This window comes from Natronincola ferrireducens (genome assembly GCF_900100845.1).
Lineage (GTDB): Bacteria > Bacillota > Clostridia > Peptostreptococcales > Natronincolaceae > Natronincola_B > Natronincola_B ferrireducens.
Genome location: NZ_FNFP01000002.1, coordinates 206,467 through 220,311, shown reverse-complemented (window position 1 = coordinate 220,311; position 13,845 = coordinate 206,467). Strand labels below are relative to the sequence as shown.

Below are 13,845 nucleotides of genomic sequence, written 5' to 3'. Positions count from 1 at the left end.
CTATGACACCCCCACTCTATTTACTATAGCTTCCATTATTCCTTCTAATGGAACTATTTCATCAACAACTCCAGAATTAACTGCACTTTTAGGCATCCCATAAACTACACAACTTTCTTCACTTTGAGCAATAATATAGGGTGATGCTTTTTCCTTAAGGGCTTTTAAACCTTTTGTTCCATCAGAGCCCATACCAGTCATAATAACACCTATTATCCTAGTATTTGTTAGAATACCTTGAGATAATGACTTAAATAGCAGGTCAGCAGAGGGTCTATGCCCTAGTATAGGTGGTTCTTGGGACAGATCAATATATAATTGATTTGAATAATCCTTCTTTACTCCTAGATGATAATTGCCAGGAGCAATATATACATGACCCGTTTCAATTTTTTCTGAGTCCTCTGCCTCCTTTACAGTAACCTCAGAAATACTGTTTAACCTTTCTGCCAAGGATTTTGTAAAGCCAGGAGGCATATGTTGAACAATCAAAAATGCTCCTGGAAAATGTTTAGGTATTAAAGGAATAATAGACTGCAGTGCTCTAGGTCCTCCAGTTGAAGTAGCAATGGCAACAATAGTGTTCACACAATCTCCCTTTGCATTTCTCAAGGCTTTATTAGGCCTTGTAACATTTTCACAGTTAACTTTGCAAGGGATTATGGGACTATGAATTACTTTTGCACGATAAGAATTTTTAACCTTTCTTATTATCTCTGCCTTTGAATTTTCTCCATTAATCATAAATATACTTGATGGTTTTTGAATAAAATCAACAGCACCTAGTTCTAAGGCAGTTATGGTAGCTGCTCCTCCTGTATAGGTTAAGCTGCTTAGCATGACTACTGGCAATGGATTATACTCCATAATATATTTTAATGTATCTATACCATTCATAATAGGCATTTCAATATCCAAAGTTATGATATCAGGTTTTAAAGTTGTAATCATCTCTATTGCTTCTTTGCCATTTTTTGCTGTTGCTATTACTTCTATCCCTTTATCACTGTTTAGAATGTCTGTTAAAAGCTTCCTCATAAAAGGTGAATCATCTACAATCCCCACTTTTATTGTTTTTTGGGTTAATATCATTTTAAATCAATCCCTTTTGTCGAAGTTCTCTTTGTTTTGCAAATATAAAAGCAACTATTTGGTTTCTTATGTTATCACTAATATCACTATACTTTACACCTACTTCATACTCATTTGATATAGGGTCCCTTACTACCCTAATAACTTCTCCTTCCATTGTAAGTTCTTTATTGTCGTTTAAAAAAACCTTCAATTCCAATTTTTTGCCTAATTCTACAGTTTTTTTTGCAATAACTTTCATTCCTCCACCGCTGATATCTTTTGTGTAGCCCTCTATTACATCATTTTCGTTAAGAACCCTTATATTTACTTTTATTAAGGTTTTTAGCCGATAATAATATCTACGCTGTATTTTTTCTGGGGCACTTAAAGGGGCAATAATATACATCGGAAGATGTATGGTTATTTTATCTATTACTTCTCCAGTGAAGCAATACATTCCTTTTTCATCACGATAAAGCATAATTTTTATCTGTTGTCCTATGTTAAGGGGATAGGGTACTCCGTGTTTAATTGGACTAGATATATATAAATAATCATTTTTTTTATCCACTAATTGACTAAAAATAGATTTTATATTAGTATTCTTCTTCACCTTCACAGGCTCAATTTCAAGTTTTTCACCAATCTTAAAATTTATAGAAGTAGTCATTTGTCTTTCTCTCCTATCTAAACAAGCTAATAACCTTATTGATAAAGCTCTGGGTCTTTATAAATTCCTTTTCTCCTTCTAAAGGGTCTATTAATTTCAATGCTATCATTTCTATACTCTTAGCTGCTGAACTATTAGGATATTCTATAATAAAGGGGTTTTGAATTTTCACTGCTCTACTGACATGATAATCATCTATAATGAATCCTAGCTTCTCTATCCCTATACCTAAAAATTTTTCTGCAGCATTTTTAAGCTTTTCAAATGTCGCCTTTCCTTCGTTTGTATTTTCTACCCGATTTATAATAACTTTGATCTTTTTACTTTCTTTATATCCCCCTATGGTTTTTATCATAGCATAGGCATCGGTTATAGAAGTAGGCTCAGATGTAGTAACAACAATAATTTCATCCGCAGCTAAAACAAATGACATAACAGATTTTGATAAGCCTGCCCCAGTATCTATTAAAAGAATATCAGCATGACTGTTGATTTCATTAAATTGTTCTATTAATATCTCCAAACTTTCTTTCGACATATCAACTAAATCATGAATACCAGAACCACCAGAGATGACCTTAATCCCTCTTGGTCCTGTAGTCATAACATCTGTAATGCTTTTATTAAATTTCACCACATCCAACAAGGTATGCTGGGGTATAACACCTAATATTACATCAACATTGGCTAATCCTAAATCTGCATCAATTACTACTACTTTTTTATTCAAGTTAGCTAAAGCTATGGCTAAATTTGCAGTGAAATTTGTCTTTCCTACTCCACCCTTTCCACTGGTTATACATATGATTCTAGTAGAAGGTTTACTTTTACCATCACTTTTTATTATATTGCTGGTGGAGGGTAGCTTTTTACGATTAATTAATTCCCTTAGCTTTGTAGCTTGATCCATTATTGCATAGCCTCCTTTGTTATAAGGCTTACAATTTTTTCAATGCTAACTTCTTCAATATCATCTGGAACACTTTGTCCAGTAGTAATATAGGCGATGGGACGTTTAGTTTCTTTGCCAGTATTTATAATAGATCCAAAGGTAGTAGCCTCATCAAGTTTCGTAAAAATAACACTGTAATTTTCTATAAACTTATAGCTGTTAATAATCTCTTTAATATCTCGTTCTTTAGAAGTGCAACTCATCACAAGATAGATATCCTTTTCCTCTATTTCATCCAGCAGGGCTTTTAGTTCTATAATCTGTTTTTGATTTTTATGACTTCTTCCAGCAGTATCTATCATGATGATATCTTTTTCATTTAATTTTTTTATAGCATTATGTATTTCTGACGGATGATAGATAACTTCTAGAGGAATGTTCAAAATATCACTATAGGTTTTTAACTGTTCTACAGCTGCAATTCTATAAGTATCGGCACTTATTAAACCTATGGATTTACCTTCATTCAATAAAAATTGAGCTGCTAGTTTAGCTATCGTAGTTGTCTTTCCAACTCCTGTGGGTCCTATAAAAAACATAATTTTGGACTTTAATGATTGGGGTGGATACATAATATATTTATCGACAACCTTAGCAATTTCCTTTCTAATTTCTTCTTTTTTTTCTATCCCTTTTACATTAAAGTCATTATACGCAATACATTTCTGTAAAATTTCCTTTACGATTTCCTCTTCAAGCCCTTGTTCCTTTAGGGTATAGAACAATTTTGAAACTTCCTCTTGGTGAGAATGGTTTAATAGACTAGGAAGTTCCTGTTGATTGATTTTATTAATAACTGTATTGAGCATTGTCTTTATTTCATCAACCTCCTTAGAAAGGGATGGTTTGATGATTTCTTCTTTTGGTTCATTACTCAACTCCGAGTAAAAAGCTCCAAAGTTAGGGTTGATTTTTTCTTTAGATTTATTTGTAATTAGCTCTTCCCTATCTTCTTTTGCTGCTACTACTTCAATAATAGGGTTTTTAAAAATTCCAAATAATCCTTTAGGTTTAACTTTTCTTTGATATAAAATAACTGCATCAGGACCCAGTTCATTTTTTACCTTCATCAAGACCTCTTGATTGTTGGATGCTGTAAATTTTTTTACTTTCATCTCTAAATACTCACCGCCCCTATTGATTGAATTTCTATTGAGGGATCTACTTCATTATAGGATAGAACAATTAAATCTGAGGTTAATTGCTCTGATAATCTTTTAAAATACAGTCTAACTATCGGCGCTGTAACAACAATAGGCTGCTCTCCTAAAGAAACTACTTTTTGAACCTGTTGAGAGAGATTATGAATCATTCTTTGGGTTGTATCAGGGTCCATAGAAATATAAGTTCCATTTTCCGTCTGCTGTAGAGATTCCATAATCCTTTGTTCTAAATCTTGAGTAACTGTTATAACTTTAGCTGGTTGTGTGGTAATAAATTGTTTCGTAATGGCTCTACCTAGAGATTGTCTTGCATATTCAGTAAGCATATCAGTATCCCTTGTAATATTTCCATAGTCAGCTAAGGTTTCTAAAATAGTTACTAAATTTCTAATAGATACACCTTCTTTTAATAGATTTCCTAAAATCTTTTGGACTTCTCCTAAGGTTAAAATATTAGGAATTAATTCTTCTACTAATACAGAATGATTTTCTTTAACATGATCAATTAATTTTTTCACGTCTTGTCTTCCTAATAATTCAAAAGCATGTTTTTTAATAATTTCTGTTAAATGGGTTGCAATAATCGACGGTGGATCTACAACTGTATACCCTAATATCTCTGCCTTTTCTCGTTCTTGTTCATCTATCCATTTAGCTGGCAATCCAAATGCTGGCTCAACGGTATCAATACCTTCTATCTCTTCATCAACCATACCTGGATTCATAGCAAGATAGTGATCAAATATAATTTCTCCTATGGCAATTTCTATTCCTTTAATCTTTATGACATACTGATTAGGCTCTAGTTGTATATTGTCACGGAGCCGTATCATAGGTACGATAATTCCTAGTTCTAAAGCGCATTGTCTTCTGATCATAACCAATCTATCAAATAGGTCTCCACCTTGACTTGCATCAGCTAAAGGAAGTATGCCATATCCAAACTCTAGTTCTATAGGATCTACATTCAACAGGGGCATAACATTTTCTGGCTTTCGTTTTTCTTCAACTGCCTCCTGTACTTCATCCAATGGTTCTTCCACCTGAGATTTTTGCAATTCCTTTCTTAGCTTCATTCCTAAAAATAGAAAACCCATGGATAATAGGAAAAATGGCCAAAAAGGTAGACCTATAATACCAAAAAATAATAGCACCCCTGAAATAATGAACATAATTTTCGGTTGATTAAAAAGCTGATGAATTAAATCACTGCCCAAGTTCCCTTCTGAGGCAGCTCTAGTTACAACAATCCCTGTAGCTGTAGAAATCAACAAGGCAGGGATTTGGCTTACTAAACCATCTCCAACAGTTAGCAGGGTGTATTTTTGTATTGCTGCACCAAAATCTAACCCCTGTATCGATACACCTATAATAAAACCTGCTATGATGTTAATAATTGTTATAATAATTCCAGCTATGGCATCCCCCTTAACGAACTTACTGGCTCCATCCATAGCCCCATAAAAATCTGCCTCTCTTTGGATTTTACTTCTTCGATTCCTAGCGTCAGCATCATCAATTAGTCCAGCATTTAAATCAGCATCAATTGCCATTTGCTTTCCAGGCATTGCATCTAATGTAAACCTTGCCGCTACTTCGGCTACCCTTTCAGAACCCTTTGTAATAACCAAAAATTGAATAATAATAATGATTAAAAACACAATAAATCCTACAATTGGACTTCCTCCAATAACAAAATCCCCAAACGTATTAATTACATTACCTGCTGTCCCCCGTGATAATATATATCGGGTGGTGGTAATATTTAAAGCCAATCTAAATAAAGTAGTAATTAATAGAATAGAGGGGAATATAGAAAATTGTAAAGCTTCTTGAGTATACATTGCTATTAATAAAATCAATAGTGCTAGTGATATATTAAAGCTCAATAATACATCAAGGGCAGCTAAAGGGATAGGTATGATAATTATAATAACTATGGCAATGACAGCTAATGCAACAATAATATCTCCGTACTTCATATGGGGTCCCCCTTAGATTCTGTTGTTGATTTGATAAACATAGGCCAGTATTTCAGCGACAGCTTGATATAGCTCTGGTGGTATAAACTCTCCAACTTCTACTGTGCTATACAGGGTTCTAGCCAATGGTTTGTTTTCAATAATGGGCAGGTTATTTTCTTTAGCAATTTTTTTTATGTTTTCTGCTATTAAATCTTTGCCCTTTGCCAATATTTTAGGTGCAGCAAATTGGTGAGAGTCATATTGGATAGCAATTGCATAATGGGTTGGATTGGTTATAATAACATCTGCTTTAGGTACATCCTGCATCATTCTCCTCATAGCCGCTTGTCTTTGTTTCTCTTTAATCTTTGATTTGATTTGCGGGTTCCCCTCTGTTTGTTTAAATTCTTCTTTAATTTCTTGTTTAGACATTTTGAGATTTTTTCCATAGTCATATTTTTGATAATAATAGTCTAGTATTGCAATAACTAATAATACAATACCAGCCCTTAAACCTAAGTTAATTGTTATCTCCTTTATTGTGTTTACGATTACTTCTACATCCATCACTATTGTATTGAATATAGCATTCAATTGATTTATACTGTATCGATAAACAACAAAGCCAATTAAAAGAATTTTTATAATAGATTTAACTAGCTCAACAATAGATTTCATAGAAAACATTCTCTTAAATCCTTCAACAGGATTTAATTTACTAAACTTTATGGCTAAGGTTTTTGTGGTAAACAAATAGCCTATTTGTAAATAACTTGCTATAACCCCTATTAATAAACAAACAAATCCTATTGGCAATACCACTTTAAAAAGATTATAAAGGGTAACTAACAATAAGCCATTTATATTCTTTATCGAAAACAAATAATCTACATTTAAGTATTCTTCATATAGATTAATCGTAAAGCTTCTTAAAGTGATTCCTATATATGTAGCCAATAGATTTAGTGCAACAAAAGCACCTAATAAAATAAATGCAGAATTTACTTCTTTACTTTGTAGAACCTGTCCTTTTTCCCTAGACTCTTTAATTTTTTTCGGAGTGGGTTTTTCTGTCTTTTCTTCTGTGAACAATTGTAAATTGATTTTAAATTCCATAGTATCATCCTTTTGATAAGAGTTGAAGTATTTCATATAGGCCACCAAACATCTTATCAAATAACCTTTGGGAAAAAGGAATTAAAAATTGTAAAGTAACCAAAATTGTAAGGATACCTACAAAAATTTTCAAAGGTAGTCCAACAATAAAAACATTCATCTGGGGCATTGTTCTGGCCAAAATACCCAGTAGTACATTGGCTAAAAAAATAGTAGCTAAAATTGGAGCGCTGAACTGAAAAGCCAATACAAATATTTCCATCATCATATCAATTAATTTATAGATAACTCCTTCGCTAATGGTAAATACAAAGCCTATTGGCAATAGTTCATAGCTATATACCAAACCTCGGATGATGAAATGATGACCATTTAAAATTAAAAATATTAAGGTTACTAAAATATTGTAATAATTTGCCATTATAGGCATCTGGGTATTAAGCTGAGGATCCAATACATTTACCATAGCAAAGCCTATTTGGGTATCAATAATTGTTCCAGCTAAATACAAGGCACTAAAGTATAGAAAGCATATAAATCCAATAGTGACTCCTAATAAAAATTCCTTTGTAATATTAAGAGTTAACTCAAAAAAATGATTCTGTTGTAGATGAATCCCTATATCTGATGAAATAATAGGTAATAATATAAAGGATATAAGGGCTGACAATCCCACCTTCATAATTACAGGTAGATTATTTCTTCCAAATATAGGTGCTATAACAAATATACCACTAACCCTAACTAAAATAAGAAAAAACAAGTTTATATTTGCTAAAATATCTGTATATATATTCTCCATAGGTTTGACCACACTTTACTGTATAAAACTACTCATATTTGTAAATAAAGATAATGTAAAGTTAATAATAATAGATAGTAGCCAAGGTCCAAATATTACTACCGAACCTAAAACAGCTATGATTTTAGGAATAAAGGCTAGGGTAGCCTCTTGAATCTGGGTTGTAGCTTGAAAAATACTAACAGCTAATCCTACTATTAATCCTATACCCAACATAGGAGCCGCCATTAGTAGTATTGTAAACATTGTCTGTTGTCCTAATTCGATAACCATTGATTCATTCATCTTATCACCTCTAATGGAAGCTTGTAAGCAGGGAACGGATTAGCACATTCCATCCATCCACCATAATAAATAATAATAATTTAAAGGGTAAAGATATCATAGCTGGAGGTAACATCATCATCCCCATTGACATTAACGTACTAGCCACTACCATATCAATTACGATAAAAGGTATAAATAATATAAACCCCAATTGAAATGCAGTTTTTAATTCACTAATAATAAAAGCGGGTATTAATATTGTATTGGAAATCTCATTGATTTCTAAAGGTCCATCCACATGGGCCATTTCTATAAATAAACTTAAATCCTTTTCTCTAGTCTGTCTTAGCATAAATTCCCTTATAGGCTCTATAGCTATAGATAATGCATCTGCTTGACTAATTTCTTCTTGTAAATAAGGCTGCAGTGCATTTTCATTGATTTCTGTTGCTATAGGCGCCATTGTGAAAAAGGTTAAAAATAAAGCTAATCCAATTATAACTTGAGTAGGAGGTGTTTGTTGTGTAGCCAAGGCATTTCTTAAAAAGGATAATACAATAATGATTCTTGTGAAGCTAGTCATCATAATAAGAATAGCCGGTGCTAGGGATAAGATAGTCATCAAAAACAATATCTGAATAGATACCGCTACCTCTTGGGGATTATCTGCCTCCTCAATATTTAATCCTATCCTTGGAATAGGTATGTTATTAGGCTCAGCACTTACAACCATAGCACTAAAAAGTATACTTATTAAAATAACTACTACACATAGGTATATTTTCTTTTTCTGTTTTTTTTTATTAGAAATTTTATTGTTTCTCATGATTTTTATTTTTATCACCCTTTTTTTTTGCTGCTGATTTCTGCTTTAGTCCTTGTTGATGCAATGATTTTACTAAAAGGATTTTTAAACATACTAGCAAAATTACTTTGAGTTGGCCTATAGTGGTTTTTTCTATATTCATGCCATTTTTCAAAGTCCATTGAATCAATGATTGTAGTATTTTTGTTTTGAACCGCTAATATATAAACCTTATCAGCAATTTGAATAATTGTTATATTCAAGTGAGTAGATATTCCTGTTCGCTCTAATATCTTGACGGTTCTATCTTGAAGATAAAAATTTGATTTTTTGCTAATTATAACTGTTGTATAATAAGCTATAAAAATTACAAAAACAGCCATAATTACTGTAGAAAAAATAGTATAAATATTGTTTTGTAACATGAATTCTCCTTCTATCTACTTTGTTATCCTATAGCTTTTTTAACCGCTTCAATAACACGATCAGCTTGAAAAGGCTTTACTATAAAATCCTTTGCTCCTGCTTGAATTGCTTCAATAACCATTGCCTGTTGACCCATTGCTGAACACATAATAATTTTAGCGTTAGCATCCAATTTTTTTATTTCTTTTACAGCCTGTATGCCATCCATTTCAGGCATAGTAATATCCATAATCGTTAGATGGGGCTCTAACTCCTTATATTTTTCAACAGCCTTCAGTCCGTTTTCCGCTTCACCTATTACCTCTAATCCATTTTTCGTCAACACATCTTTAATCATCATTCTCATAAATGCAGCATCATCAACTATTAAAATTCCACTAGCCATACTAAGTTCCTCCTTCATATTCTTGTAATAATTATAGATTTTGTCTGAATTAAATATTAATCACCATAAGATCTATAGTATAACCCCTTACCTAAAGTTTGGCAAAACGTTTTTGAGGATTAACAATATCCGTTATCCGCACTCCATAGTTTTCATCTATTACAACCACTTCTCCCTTTGCTACATATTGACCATTTACCAATATATCTAAGGGCTCCCCCACAAGTTTATCAAGTTCAATTATTGTACCAGGTCCAAACTCCAGTACTTCATTTATCTTCTTTACAGTTTTTCCTAATTGAACTGTTACCTTCAAGGGCACATCTTGAATCAGACTAATATTCTCTGGAATTCCTCTATAAGAAGGCTGGTCAAAGGATTGGAACTCCACTGGTTGAACATTAACCTTTTTGTTTTGCTGAGGCTTGTTATCTATTTGTTGGGCTTCACTTGTTAAGTAAGTCTCTTCTTCTATCATAGAAGCATTTATAATATCATAATCATCTGCTTTATCTCTATCTTCTGCTTCAACTAAAGATTGATTTATGCTGGAAGCCAAAGCTTCATCATTCGTAGGCATTAACGACTTTATTATTTCTTTTGCAAAACCAATTGGAATTAATTGCATAATCTCACTATCTATTAAGCCTTCTATTTCCATTTTAAAGGCTATGCGAACTAATTTTTCTTTGTCATCGTTAAAAATGCCATTGATATCTTTCTCTTGAAGGTCCAGCTCAAATGCCCTAGGTGGACTTATATCTATTTTTTTTGTGAACATTTCCGATAAAGAGGTTGCGGAAGACCCCACCATTTGATTCATAGCTTCACTAATGGCACTTAAATGGAGTTCTGATAGAGGATCACTACCTGCTTGTCCACTGCCACCCATCATTAAGTCAGCAATAATTTTTACATCTTCTATTTTTATAATTAACAGATTCAGCCCCTGTATACCTTCTTTATATTTCACCTCTACTGCCACGAAAGGCATTGGATAATCTTCACACAGCTGCTGCATTGTCATGATAGAAACCTTTGGTGTTGTAATGGTTACCTTATGCCTTAATAAAGTAGATAATGTTGTAGCTGAAGTTCCCATGCTAATGTTACCTATTTCGCCAATAGCATCTTTTTCTATGTCTGTAAATTCAAAGCCTGCATCCTCAACCTCATCTGAGTTAATACTACTTCCTCTAAGGAGAGCATCTATTTCTTCTTGGGATAACATATCATTCATCTAGTTCATCTCCTTCCTTGTCAATTCTAGTAACCTTTACAGCGATTTTGTTTTTCATTGTTCCTGGGAGGCCAAAATACTTCCGCTTATCCCCTGCAAAAATTTCTATTTCAGCCTTTGCCAATTGATCTAGTAAGATCACATCTTCTATCTGTAGTTCTAGAAAGTCTTTTACAGTTATATAAGTAGAGCCTAATTGGGCGCAAATATTAATTTTGCTTTTTTCTACACGTTTTTTCAAGGTTTTCTTGTCTTCTTCTGTTATTGTTTTGCTAATGCTTGAGAACCAAAATTTTGTACTGAGCTTTGTCAAGATTGGCTCTATAACAATATGGGGAATACATATATTTAACATCCCCTCAACATCACCTATTTTTATATTTAAGGTTATTAATGCCACCGTTTCATTAGGAGATACAATTTGAGCAAACTGAGAGTTGGTCTCTATTTTTTCTAATACAGGTTGAAGTTCAATAACATTTTCCCATGGATCTATCATCAAATCAATTATTTGTTTCATTAGCTTTTTGATCAAAGTAATTTCAATTTCTGTAAAGGTTCGGATTTCTTCATAATTTTTACCGCTACCCCCAAGTATTCTATCAATAAGTGTAAAGGCTATAGAAGGAGATAAATCTATAGCTATTTGTCCTGTAAGAGGATGAAAATTTATCATAGATATAATGGCAGGATTAACGATGGAATTACTAAACTCATAGTAGGATAATTCCTCTACTGAAGAAACTTCTGTTTGCACATAGCTTCTTAGGTATCCTGACAAAAAGGTGTTTAAGCTTCTAGAATAATTGTCATGAATAATTTGTAGGGTTCGAAGCTGATCCTTGGCAAGTTTTTTTGGACTCTTAAAATCATAGCTTCTAATTTTTTTATCTTGTTTTTCTTCTTGAATGTCTTCTACATCTAACTCTCCAGTACTTAAAGCCTGTAATAAAGCATCAATTTCATTTTGGGATAAAACATCAGACAAGCATATCACCTCCTATTGTATAATATAATCAGTAAAGTAAACATTGGTGATTTTATCTGATGCCATTACCTCTGATATTATTCTTATCAGTTCTTGCCTTAGCTCCTGCTGTCCTTCGGGGTTTAAAATATCTTCAGGTTTTTGTCCTATAATAGTTTTTATAATTTGATCCCTAAGTTCAGCATTTTTTTCATCTAAATTTTTCAAAAGACTTTTATCTGTTGTTTCTACTGTAATTTCTCCTTTAAAAAAGCTCCTTTGATGGCTTAAATTGGTTGAGAAGCTTCCTAGGTGAAATTTATAAGTTTCCACATAATTGCTAACTTCTTTGGGGACTCTAAATACAGTAAAATATAATATGGTCCCGAAGAAAATTCCAGATAGAACAAAGCCTATTAATGAATATAAAAGTATTTTCCTAAAATTCATTTAGTTACCCCCAATTCCTTTTATGTGTTAGGGTGTGGAAATATTTAGTTCAGATTTTAAAATTACAATATCCACCCGTCTATTTTTCGCTCTGTTTTCTACTGTATCATTTGGTGCTACCGGATGATATTCTCCATAGCCCGCGGCTGAAAACCTTGTGGGTTCCAGTCCCACATCTTCTATCAAAAACCTTACTACATTAGCAGCTCTGGCCACAGATAATTCCCAGTTTGTTTCATGTTTTGAATTTAGACCTACAGGAACTGTATCAGTATGCCCTTCTATCTTTACAGATTTATTTTGATATTCTGCTTCATCTAGAAACTCTGCTATATTTAAAAGAATCTCAGTAAATGTTCCTTTAATTTCAGCCCTTCCAGGATCAAACAATACATTGTCTTGAAATCGTAAGACTAACCCTCTAGTTTCTAAAGAAACCAATATGTCAGCGTCTAGTTCTCTTTCCCTTAAAAATTGCTGAAGTCGCTCCTGAAGCTTTCTAAAATCCTCTAACTCTTCTAATTGCTTTGTGGTCAATTCATCATTCAACCCATCAGAAATATACTGACTTGGTTCAATTGATCTTCCAGCATCTAAAATACCTAAGGAACCCTGGAAAGATTGTATAATAGCTTCAAATTTTTGTACATCAATTTCAGAAAAACTAAAGAGCAACACAAAAAAACACAACAGCAAAGTTACCATATCCCCATAGGTAGCCATCCATGCTGGGGATCCTTGTTGAGTTTTGTCTTCACTAATCCTCCTCCTAGCCATTATGCTTCAACACCTTCCTGGTTTTGTTGCAAGTCCCTTCTAGTTTTTGGAGGTAAAAAGGCCTTTAGTTTTTCCTCAATAATACGAGGATTTTCTCCTGCCTGAATAGATAGTAATCCCTCAACCATAATTTCTTTTCTTAAAATTTCTTCCCTACTTCTAAGTTGTAACTTATTGGCTAAAGGAATAAATATTAGATTAGCCAATAGGGAACCATAAAAGGTTGTGATTAATGCTACTGCCATACTAGGGCCAATTGTCGATGGATCATCTAAAGTCCTTAACATGTTAATTAGCCCAATTAATGTTCCTATCATACCAAAGGCCGGTGACAAACTCCCCATAGTTTCAAAAATCCCCTGTCCTTGCCTATGTCTTTCTTCTATAAAGGATAATTCCGTCTCCAGAAGGCTTCTTACCAGCTCTGGATCGGTACCATCAACAATTAACATAATACCTTTTTGTAAAAATTCATCCTCTATTCCTTCTGCCGCCTCCTCTAGAGCCAGCAACCCCTCTTTTCTTGCTGTATTTGCCAATCCTATAATTTTTGCAATAATCTCTCCTGATTCAATGATTTTATTAGAAAATGCCTTTGATGCTATTTTCATGGCTTCTAATACCTTTGCTAATGGATAGGCTACGAAGGTAGCAGATATTGTTCCTCCTAATACAATCAAAATAGAGGGCAAGTTGAGATACATAATAATATCACCAGTGCTAATAATACCCCATGTAACAAAGGCTAAACCTACTATAATTCCAATAACTGTTGCTAAATCCAAAA

Annotated in this window: 16 protein-coding genes; all 16 read right to left on the bottom strand. The window is 33.0% G+C overall.

Features of this window, described 5'->3' with window-relative positions; all coding sequences use genetic code 11:
- The 16 genes from BLS22_RS06550 to BLS22_RS06475 all read right to left on the bottom strand — a co-directional run bounded on the left by BLS22_RS06550 (window position 1) and on the right by BLS22_RS06475 (window position 13,843).
- Window positions 1-1,092, bottom strand: a complete 1,092-nt coding sequence (locus BLS22_RS06550; RefSeq protein ID WP_090552408.1) for a protein-glutamate methylesterase/protein-glutamine glutaminase — start codon at window positions 1,090-1,092, stop codon at window positions 1-3.
- A gap of 1 nt (window position 1,093) precedes the next feature.
- Window positions 1,094-1,744: a flagellar brake protein gene (locus tag BLS22_RS06545; protein WP_090552405.1), complete on the bottom strand. Its 651-nt coding sequence runs from the start codon at window positions 1,742-1,744 to the stop codon at window positions 1,094-1,096.
- 13 nt (window positions 1,745-1,757) lie between these two features.
- The gene (locus BLS22_RS06540) at window positions 1,758-2,654 is read right to left on the bottom strand and encodes a MinD/ParA family protein (RefSeq protein WP_244269486.1); all 897 of its coding nucleotides are present in this window, start codon (window positions 2,652-2,654) and stop codon (window positions 1,758-1,760) included.
- Window positions 2,654-3,811: a flagellar biosynthesis GTPase FlhF gene (flhF, locus tag BLS22_RS06535; protein WP_090552397.1), complete on the bottom strand. Its 1,158-nt coding sequence runs from the start codon at window positions 3,809-3,811 to the stop codon at window positions 2,654-2,656. The genes BLS22_RS06540 and flhF overlap by 1 nt, the downstream gene beginning before the upstream one ends.
- A gap of 2 nt (window positions 3,812-3,813) precedes the next feature.
- The gene (gene flhA / locus BLS22_RS06530; RefSeq protein ID WP_090552394.1) at window positions 3,814-5,841 is read right to left on the bottom strand and encodes a flagellar biosynthesis protein FlhA; all 2,028 of its coding nucleotides are present in this window, start codon (window positions 5,839-5,841) and stop codon (window positions 3,814-3,816) included.
- 12 nt (window positions 5,842-5,853) lie between these two features.
- Complete coding sequence (gene flhB / locus BLS22_RS06525) at window positions 5,854-6,975, bottom strand: flagellar biosynthesis protein FlhB (protein WP_244269485.1); 1,122 nt, start codon at window positions 6,973-6,975, stop codon at window positions 5,854-5,856.
- The gene (gene fliR / locus BLS22_RS06520) at window positions 6,944-7,741 is read right to left on the bottom strand and encodes a flagellar biosynthetic protein FliR (protein ID WP_090552390.1); all 798 of its coding nucleotides are present in this window, start codon (window positions 7,739-7,741) and stop codon (window positions 6,944-6,946) included. Before fliR ends, flhB begins: the two co-directional genes overlap by 32 nt.
- 15 nt (window positions 7,742-7,756) lie before the next feature.
- Window positions 7,757-8,026 carry a flagellar biosynthesis protein FliQ gene (fliQ, locus tag BLS22_RS06515; RefSeq protein ID WP_090552387.1) on the bottom strand — a complete coding sequence of 90 codons (270 nt, stop codon included), beginning with the start codon at window positions 8,024-8,026 and terminating at the stop codon, window positions 7,757-7,759.
- A 10-nt stretch (window positions 8,027-8,036) separates the two neighbouring features.
- Window positions 8,037-8,834, bottom strand: coding sequence for a flagellar type III secretion system pore protein FliP (fliP, locus tag BLS22_RS06510; RefSeq protein WP_090552383.1), 798 nt, complete (start codon window positions 8,832-8,834; stop codon window positions 8,037-8,039).
- A gap of 14 nt (window positions 8,835-8,848) precedes the next feature.
- Window positions 8,849-9,238 carry a flagellar biosynthetic protein FliO gene (locus BLS22_RS06505; protein WP_090552380.1) on the bottom strand — a complete coding sequence of 130 codons (390 nt, stop codon included), beginning with the start codon at window positions 9,236-9,238 and terminating at the stop codon, window positions 8,849-8,851.
- A 23-nt stretch (window positions 9,239-9,261) separates the two neighbouring features.
- A complete protein-coding gene (locus BLS22_RS06500; protein ID WP_090552376.1) occupies window positions 9,262-9,624 on the bottom strand; it encodes a response regulator in 363 nt (120 codons plus the stop codon).
- Between the two features lie 91 nt (window positions 9,625-9,715).
- Entirely contained in the window at window positions 9,716-10,864 is a 1,149-nt protein-coding gene (fliY, locus tag BLS22_RS06495; protein ID WP_090552372.1) for a flagellar motor switch phosphatase FliY, read from the bottom strand.
- Complete coding sequence (gene fliM, locus BLS22_RS06490; protein ID WP_334292611.1) at window positions 10,857-11,861, bottom strand: flagellar motor switch protein FliM; 1,005 nt, start codon at window positions 11,859-11,861, stop codon at window positions 10,857-10,859. The genes fliY and fliM overlap by 8 nt, the downstream gene beginning before the upstream one ends.
- 3 nt (window positions 11,862-11,864) lie before the next feature.
- On the bottom strand, window positions 11,865-12,281 hold the full coding sequence (locus BLS22_RS06485; protein WP_090552364.1) for a flagellar basal body-associated FliL family protein: 417 nt from the start codon (window positions 12,279-12,281) through the stop codon (window positions 11,865-11,867).
- A 27-nt stretch (window positions 12,282-12,308) separates the two neighbouring features.
- On the bottom strand, window positions 12,309-13,058 hold the full coding sequence (locus BLS22_RS06480; RefSeq protein ID WP_090552360.1) for a flagellar motor protein MotB: 750 nt from the start codon (window positions 13,056-13,058) through the stop codon (window positions 12,309-12,311).
- Entirely contained in the window at window positions 13,058-13,843 is a 786-nt protein-coding gene (locus BLS22_RS06475; protein ID WP_090552356.1) for a motility protein A, read from the bottom strand. The genes BLS22_RS06480 and BLS22_RS06475 overlap by 1 nt, the downstream gene beginning before the upstream one ends.
- Window positions 13,844-13,845 lie beyond the last annotated feature (2 nt).

What these genes read in the sequence shown, in the direction of transcription:
- BLS22_RS06485 (WP_090552364.1), bottom strand. Translation starts at nt 12,281, where the DNA reads ATGAATTTTAGGAAAATACTTTTATATTCATTAATAGGCTTTGTTCTA.
- fliR (WP_090552390.1), bottom strand. Translation starts at nt 7,741, where the DNA reads ATGGAGAATATATATACAGATATTTTAGCAAATATAAACTTGTTTTTT.
- flhB (WP_244269485.1), bottom strand. Translation starts at nt 6,975, where the DNA reads ATGAAATACTTCAACTCTTATCAAAAGGATGATACTATGGAATTTAAA.
- fliQ (WP_090552387.1), bottom strand. Translation starts at nt 8,026, where the DNA reads ATGAATGAATCAATGGTTATCGAATTAGGACAACAGACAATGTTTACA.
- fliP (WP_090552383.1), bottom strand. Translation starts at nt 8,834, where the DNA reads ATGAGAAACAATAAAATTTCTAATAAAAAAAAACAGAAAAAGAAAATA.
- BLS22_RS06545 (WP_090552405.1), bottom strand. Translation starts at nt 1,744, where the DNA reads ATGACTACTTCTATAAATTTTAAGATTGGTGAAAAACTTGAAATTGAG.
- flhA (WP_090552394.1), bottom strand. Translation starts at nt 5,841, where the DNA reads ATGAAGTACGGAGATATTATTGTTGCATTAGCTGTCATTGCCATAGTT.
- BLS22_RS06550 (WP_090552408.1), bottom strand. Translation starts at nt 1,092, where the DNA reads ATGATATTAACCCAAAAAACAATAAAAGTGGGGATTGTAGATGATTCA.
- BLS22_RS06480 (WP_090552360.1), bottom strand. Translation starts at nt 13,058, where the DNA reads ATGGCTAGGAGGAGGATTAGTGAAGACAAAACTCAACAAGGATCCCCA.
- BLS22_RS06505 (WP_090552380.1), bottom strand. Translation starts at nt 9,238, where the DNA reads ATGTTACAAAACAATATTTATACTATTTTTTCTACAGTAATTATGGCT.
- BLS22_RS06540 (WP_244269486.1), bottom strand. Translation starts at nt 2,654, where the DNA reads ATGGATCAAGCTACAAAGCTAAGGGAATTAATTAATCGTAAAAAGCTA.
- fliY (WP_090552372.1), bottom strand. Translation starts at nt 10,864, where the DNA reads ATGAATGATATGTTATCCCAAGAAGAAATAGATGCTCTCCTTAGAGGA.
- BLS22_RS06500 (WP_090552376.1), bottom strand. Translation starts at nt 9,624, where the DNA reads ATGGCTAGTGGAATTTTAATAGTTGATGATGCTGCATTTATGAGAATG.
- flhF (WP_090552397.1), bottom strand. Translation starts at nt 3,811, where the DNA reads ATGAAAGTAAAAAAATTTACAGCATCCAACAATCAAGAGGTCTTGATG.